This window comes from Cytophagia bacterium CHB2 (assembly GCA_030263535.1).
Lineage (GTDB): Bacteria > Zhuqueibacterota > Zhuqueibacteria > Zhuqueibacterales > Zhuqueibacteraceae > Coneutiohabitans.
This window is the reverse complement of record SZPB01000512.1, coordinates 1-3439: the sequence shown is the minus strand read 5'-3', so window position 1 is coordinate 3439 and position 3439 is coordinate 1. Positions and strand designations below refer to the sequence as shown.

Below are 3439 nucleotides of genomic sequence, written 5' to 3'. Positions count from 1 at the left end.
AAATCGTGTGAATATCACGGCGTGGATCGAAACCCGTGGCGGTTTTGAATTCTTCGATATCCTTGTCCTGCCATTCCTCGTGCATGCGTTCTTCCATCACCTGCAAAATTTCTTCTGCCAGCGGCGACTGGGCAATCTTGCTGACATCACTGTAAAGAATCATGGAACTTGCCGCCGGCAGGTGTTTGAAGTCTTCACGCGCCGCCAACGGAATTTCTGTTTGCTTGCGCTGGCAAGCCGTGATGGCGATGAGAGCGAGCAGCGCAAGTAAAAATTGTTTTCGCATGGAAGGGACTCCTAAAAATTTTTGCGTTTAAAAGAAAAAACTGCCAGGCCAAAGAAAAACAGGCCGATGAGCAGCGAATGCCAGAGCGGCACCCAGCTTGCCACCGTCTCGCCTATCACCGTTTCGGTTACCATTTTTCCAAGTTCGAACGTGCGGGGGGTGATGTAATAAAGCCCGTCAACAAGCCATTGATAAATTTTTTCAGACAGTAAGGCATAAATCTGATTGCGCTTGAACAGAAACGGACTGAAGAAGGTGATCAAATAAGCGCCCATGATCGTAACCGCCGAGTTTTGCAGCGTTACGCCCAGAAAAACCATGAAACCGTACAACACCGCAAAGGTTGCGGTGATCATCACTCCGCTGAGCAAAAACGGCCAATGCCACATGCCGGTTTTGAGCGAGAGAATGAGCCAGGCGCCGCCGATCAAATAGAATACATTAAACGTGACAATCGCGAGTGCGCCGAGAAAACGCCCAAACAATAACCGTTCGCGAGAAATCGGTTTGGCCAGCAGCCAGTCAATATTGCCCTTGTCGAGCATGTTGGGCACGAGACTCGCGGTTGCAAAAATCGAAAAAAACAAGCCGCCGGTGAACAGCGCGCCCGCCAAGACCGACTCTATGCCAATCACGAATTTATCCACGCTCACATCAATTCCCTCGGCTTCCTTGCCGAAAAGCGAGAGCGAGGCAATCGCGCCATCAACCGCATCGACATTCAAAGCCAGCAGCAAAACCGCCAGCACGATGGAAGAGACAATAAAAAAGCCGATAAACGTTTTGCGCGCAAGCGACTCACGGAACGTGTAATAACAGACGGCCCAGAGCTGGTTCATGATTTACCCTCCGAATTTTTCGCTTCCGCAGCGGAGAAGACCATGTTGAAATCCGTCGTCTCCGTGCCTTGAATCGTCTGAAAAAAGCTTTCTTCGAGCGTTTGCCGGTGCGGAATGATGGCTTGAATCAAGGTACGATGCTGGCGCAACAGGTCGATGATTTCGTTCAAAGGCTCAGGCCCGGATACGACAAGATCGAGATGGCCGTTGTTAGCCTCGGCAAAGCTGGCGCGTGCGCGAATTTGCTGCATCAACTCGGCATCTTTCACGGAAGCCTGCAAGCGATAGCGCTGATCGGAAATCGTCAACTCCTGTACCGTGCCCTGGCGCAGCAACATACCCTTGTTAAGAATGGCAACTTCGTCACAGATCATCTCGACTTCGGAGAGCAGATGGGAGTTGATGAAAACCGTTTTGCCTTGCGCTTTGAGTTCAACCAACAGATCGCGAATCTCCTTGCGGCCAATGGGATCGACGCCGTCCGTCGGTTCATCGAGAATGATCAAATCGGGATCGTGCAGCAGCGCTTGCGCAATGCCCAGGCGTTGCAGCATGCCCTTGCTGTATTTCTTCGTGCGCGTATCACGCCATTCCCACATTTTCACACGCTTGAGCAACAATTCTGCGCGCTTCAGTCGTTCGGCTTTGTCCCTCATGCCGCTCAACCGGCCGCAATAATCGAGCAGCGCCGCGCCGCTGAGAAATTCCGGAAAGCGATGGTTTTCAGGAAGGTAGCCCACGCGTGTGCGTGCCCCGGGATATGCGACGGAAATGCCGAACATCGTGGCGTTGCCGCTGTCCGCGCGCTGCAAACCGAGCAGAATTTTGATGAAGGTGGTTTTGCCGGCGCCGTTCGGACCGAGCAAGCCGAAAATTTTTCCGGGCGCGACGGTCAGGCTGACGTTCTGCAAAGCCTTGACGCGGCCACGATTGAAATGGCGCGTTAAGTTTTGCGTTGCGATAATGGGGGGCATACAAGCTCCTGTTTGGTGGCAGAACTTGTACGTGCAAGAGCGACTTTTGGTTACAGACGAATTTGGCGGGAGTGAACGCCGAAAACGGTGGCGAAAGCTATGATACCCGAATCACGCTATTCAGACGCGCGACCGCGCGGTTTTGAGTTTGCGCATGCCGTAAAGCAGCAGCAGCAAAGCGCCGGGCAGCAGCACCACCAGCACGATCAGCCAGTCTGGCGTACCGAACAATGCGCCGATCCAAACCAGGGAAGCGAAGCGAAACGCGCGCCCCACCAACCCGGCAAGGGCAAAGTAATACTTGTTATATTTTGAAGAGATGGCATATAGCCGCAGCGGCTCGGAGGAAATCGGCAGAAAGGAAGCAAAGGCAATAATCGAGAAGGGATATTTGTCGAAGCCGGCAAATAGTTTCGACACCAGCTTGATGTCTTTCACGTCGAGCATTTTGCCGCGGCGGACGATGAGATCATAGATGGCGTATTCCAATAAAAATGCAAAAAATGTCGCAGCGGTTGCAACCGCAATTACGGACAGGCCATCGGTCGATTGGCTTGCCAATAATACCAGCACATTTACCGGCACCGGGAAAAATGCGCAAGCAACGCTGATGAGTACGAACAAAACGGGTAATCCATAAAATTGTTCGGTAAAAACCCCGGCCCGTGCAATCAAAATGAGAACGCCCCACGCTATAATCACAGGAGCCGCACGCAGAATCTTCTCGCGTAGTGCCATGAATGCCGCTTTCGTAAGATGTGAGTTCGAGCAAAAGAATAGCGCGAAGATACGAAAGCTTTTTTCTTTTCTAAAGCCTTTTTTCAAGGCAAAAAAGCCTCGCTCACCTTGTTTCATTTCATGAGCGAGGCTTGAGAAATTCACAAAAATGATCGGGTCAACGCAACAACACCATCCGTTTCATTTGCTTCATGCCCTCGATTTCCAAAACATAGAAATACACGCCCGAGGCCATCACGGTTCCGAACTCATCCAAGCCGTCCCAAACAGCGCTGTGCATTCCTGCGGGTTGATCGCCATCGACCAGCACGCGCACCAGCTTGCCGTTGAGATCGTAAATCTTCAACGTGACGTGCGCCAGGCCTTCGTTCAAAACATACGTAATGCGCGTTTCGGGATTGAAGGGATTGGGATAATTTTGCAGCAGCACAAAAGTCTCGGGTGGTGCAGCCGCCTCCTGTGAGGATTCTTCCACGCTGGTGGGCGGCGGGCCCGGATCGGTAAAACTCGTAAACGGCGTGAGAATGCCATACAGCAGGCTCAGGCGAATGACTTCTTTTTTCCATTCTTCCCATTGATTCGAGCCATGCGGCACGCCCGCC

General features: G+C 52.2%; 5 protein-coding genes. All 5 read right to left on the bottom strand.

Annotated elements, in window-relative coordinates:
* Nucleotides 1-286 (bottom strand): hypothetical protein (locus tag FBQ85_28165; protein MDL1879009.1); only part of this gene is annotated, 286 nt, incomplete at its 3' end.
* A gap of 11 nt (nucleotides 287-297) precedes the next feature.
* Nucleotides 298-1125 carry a hypothetical protein gene (locus tag FBQ85_28160; protein MDL1879008.1) on the bottom strand — a complete coding sequence of 276 codons (828 nt, stop codon included), beginning with the start codon at nucleotides 1123-1125 and terminating at the stop codon, nucleotides 298-300.
* Nucleotides 1122-2099 (bottom strand): ABC transporter ATP-binding protein, encoded by a 978-nt coding sequence (locus FBQ85_28155; protein MDL1879007.1) that lies wholly within the window; start codon nucleotides 2097-2099, stop codon nucleotides 1122-1124. The genes FBQ85_28160 and FBQ85_28155 overlap by 4 nt, the downstream gene beginning before the upstream one ends.
* A gap of 120 nt (nucleotides 2100-2219) precedes the next feature.
* Nucleotides 2220-2837, bottom strand: coding sequence for a hypothetical protein (locus FBQ85_28150; GenBank protein MDL1879006.1), 618 nt, complete (start codon nucleotides 2835-2837; stop codon nucleotides 2220-2222).
* Between the two features lie 157 nt (nucleotides 2838-2994).
* A partial coding sequence (locus FBQ85_28145; protein MDL1879005.1) for a T9SS type A sorting domain-containing protein occupies nucleotides 2995-3439 on the bottom strand: 445 nt, incomplete at its 5' end.

Excerpts from the sequence above, each read along its gene's own strand:
- FBQ85_28160 (MDL1879008.1), bottom strand. The coding sequence starts at position 1,125 with ATGAACCAGCTCTGGGCCGTCTGTTATTACACGTTCCGTGAGTCGCTT.
- FBQ85_28155 (MDL1879007.1), bottom strand. The coding sequence starts at position 2,099 with ATGCCCCCCATTATCGCAACGCAAAACTTAACGCGCCATTTCAATCGT.
- FBQ85_28150 (MDL1879006.1), bottom strand. The coding sequence starts at position 2,837 with ATGGCACTACGCGAGAAGATTCTGCGTGCGGCTCCTGTGATTATAGCG.